Source organism: Marilutibacter maris (assembly GCF_006546735.2).
Classification (GTDB): Bacteria; Pseudomonadota; Gammaproteobacteria; order Xanthomonadales; family Xanthomonadaceae; genus Marilutibacter; species Marilutibacter maris.
This window is the reverse complement of the sequence record NZ_VICD02000093.1, coordinates 1-1997: the sequence shown is the minus strand read 5'-3', so window position 1 is coordinate 1997 and position 1997 is coordinate 1. Positions and strand designations below refer to the sequence as shown.

Below are 1997 nucleotides of genomic sequence, written 5' to 3'. Positions count from 1 at the left end.
ACCGGGCTGCCCAGCGCGTCGGTGTGCTGGTATTTGACCGATAGCGCACCGGTATCGATGTCCCTGTCGCGCACCGCCACCAGACTGCCGCCCAGGTAGACGTACACCTGTCGCACACGCTTGCGGAGGTCGCTCACATAGGCCAACTGCCCCGACTGGCTGTACAGGCTGTATCTGCTGCCACTGCTGGAATCACGCACCCGTCGGCCCAGGCCGTCGTAGACATAGCCGCTGGCGGTCACGCCATTGCCGCTGGCGCTGCGCAGGCGGTTGCCGTAGTCGAAGTCGAAACTGGCGCCGCTCTTGTTGGACAGGTTGCCCTGCGCGTCGTAGTCCAGCCCAACCACCGTCGCGCCGCTGCAACTGCCGGTCTTGATGTTGGTCAGCTGCCAGTCGCTGTCGTAGCAGTAATGATGATCGCGCGCGCCCGCGCCGGCACTGAGCTTGGCCCGGGTCAGGTTGTCCAGCACGTCATAGGCGTAGGTCGCGGTGCCGAACATCGGCGAGGTCGTGCCGGTCAGGCGGTCCAGCCCGTCGTAGACCATGTCGCGATTGCCGCGCTGGCCGGTGCCGGTCGCGCCGTCGGTGATCGCGGCAACATTGCCGTTGGCGTCGTAGTCGTAGCTGTCAGCCAGGAACGCGGTGCCGCCATAGGCATCGGTACTGGTGTCCGGCAGGCCCCGCGCGTTCTGGGTCAGGGTGTGAACGATGCCGTTGCCGTAGGTGAACTGCTTGATCGCGCCGTTGGGGAAGTAGCTGACATTGCTGGCATAGCTGCCGGCCTGGGTCGGCTGGCCCAGTGCATTGGGTGCGTAGTCGACGCTGGTGCCGTCCGGGAACACCTGGCTGGCCAGATGGCCGTTGGCGTTGTAGTTGTAGCCCAGGGTCCAATCGACGCTACCCCACTGCATCCGCTCCTGCACCGGCAGGCGGCGCTTGTTGTAGGCGTAGCTGGTGGTGACGATCTTGCCGGTGCCGCCGTCGTTGTTGACGGTGATGGTCTCCGGCAGGCCGTCCGCGGTGTAGGTGTGGGTGGTGTTGCCACGGCCGTCGGGGAAGCTCAGCGACACGATCCGGTTGCGCAGGTCGTAGCCGCGGTCGGCCCGGCGCGCCGCCACGGCGCTGGCATCCACGCATGCCGCCGCGGCCGAGCGGTAACCCGCCGCCGACCAGGCCAGGTTGCCGGCCGCGTCGTAGCCCATGAAGGTGTCGCCGGTCTCCGGCTCCTTCACCCGACACAACTGTTGCTCGGCGTTGTAGAAGTACTCGCGGTCGATGGCGACAGTGCCGCCGGTCAGGCTGGCACTGTTGCTGCGACGGATCCGGGTCGGCTTGCCGAAGTCGTCGCGCACGATATGGGTATTGGCGCTCTCCGGATGCCGGATCGCCACCGGAGTGTCCATGCCGGGCTGATCGAAGTTCTGATGCCAGGTCCGGGTGATCTCGCCACGCGGATTGGTAACCCGAGCATAGTCGCCATCGCCATTGTTGCCGTACCAGGTGGCAGTGACCAGCGGCGCCCCCAGCTCCGAGTCCTGCTCGACCCGCACCGGACGCCCCAGCACGTCGTATTCCGTGTAGGTGCCGACTGCGGTGTTGTAGAGCGTGCTGGGATACGAGGCGAACACGGTTCGACCGTCATGGTCGTAGGCGAAGCGGGTGAAGCGCTTGGTCGCGTCGTAATCGCCCAGATGGTGTTCCTGCACCAGCAATGGCCGCCACAGCCCGTCGTAGTACGTGGTCTTCTGGCCGCTGCCCGTCTTGACGATCTGGCGCCAGTGCCCGGCGGGGATTCCGCCCTCGCTCACATCGATCTGCTCGAAGGCCTGGGTCGTCGGCGCCCACGCCGATGTATCGCAGACGCCCGACGCGCTCTCCGAGGTGTGCGTCACCTGGCTCAGGCGACCCATCGCATCGTAGGCGTAGCAGGTCTTGTTGCCATTGGCATCGGTGACCGAGGCGAGGGTGCCGTCGTTGTTGACCACCGCGCTCTGGCT

The 1997-nt window shown here is 66.2% G+C and carries 1 protein-coding gene; it reads right to left on the bottom strand.

Annotation, left to right across the window (positions count from 1 at the left end):
* Positions 1-1997: RHS repeat domain-containing protein (locus FKV24_RS06490; RefSeq protein ID WP_141481805.1), on the bottom strand; the 1997-nt coding region annotated here is incomplete at both ends.